Annotated in this window: 1 protein-coding gene; it reads left to right on the forward strand. The window is 70.1% G+C overall.

Translation table 11 applies throughout. The features are described 5' to 3' along the window. Window positions 1-82 precede the first annotated feature (82 nt). The gene (locus AC1DQC_RS19825) at window positions 83-670 is read left to right on the forward strand and encodes a 3-phenylpropionate/cinnamic acid dioxygenase subunit beta (RefSeq protein WP_477052946.1); all 588 of its coding nucleotides are present in this window, start codon (window positions 83-85) and stop codon (window positions 668-670) included. The last annotated feature ends 50 nt before the right edge of the window (window positions 671-720 follow it).

Here is a 720-nt window from a genome sequence, read left to right on the forward strand (position 1 = left end):
ACGTCGGTGCTCCCAATGTCGAGGGCGAGTGCAGCAGCGAGACGGCGGCGCAGTGCGGCAGCGAGAAGGTGGAGGCGTAACCATGAGCACCTACATCCCCATCGACTCCGCCAGCTCTCCGCTGGGCCAGGCCGCGTCGACGACGACGGCAGTGGGTCCCTCGCTGGCGTTCGACGATCAGCGGCACCTGACGGCGCACCGCTGGCTCGTGGAGGAGACCTACATCCTCGACCGGCAGGACTACGACGCCTGGCTGGACACCCTCGCCGAGGACATCCACTACTTCATGCCGATCCGCGTCACCACGGCGCTGGGTACCGGCTATGACACGGCCAAGGACATGGCGCACTTCGACGAGGACAAGTACTCGCTGAGCCGCCGCGTCGCGCGCTTCGACACCGGCCACGCCTGGGCCGAGGACCCCCCCTCGCGCCTGCGCCACCACCTGTCCAACGTCCGCACCTTCGCGACCGAGAACGAGAACGAGCTCGTCGTGGAGTCGGCCGTCCTGCTGTTCCGCAGCCGCGGCGACGTGCTGGAGCCCTCGCTGCTCTCGGTCGGGCGCGTCGACCTGCTGCGTCTCGAGGACGGCGTCTGGCGACTCGCCCGCCGGCACATCGCCGCCGACGAGTCCGTGCTGCGCATGCAGAACCTGGCGGTGTTCCTGTGAAGCTCTCCTGGGAGGGCGAGGCGGAGGACGCCGCGGCGGCGGCCCGGGCC

The sequence above is a fragment of the Cellulomonas sp. P4_H12 genome, from assembly GCF_056400905.1.

Coding starts and splice junctions, on each gene's coding strand:
- AC1DQC_RS19825 (WP_477052946.1), top strand. CDS start 83: ATGAGCACCTACATCCCCATCGACTCCGCCAGCTCTCCGCTGGGCCAG.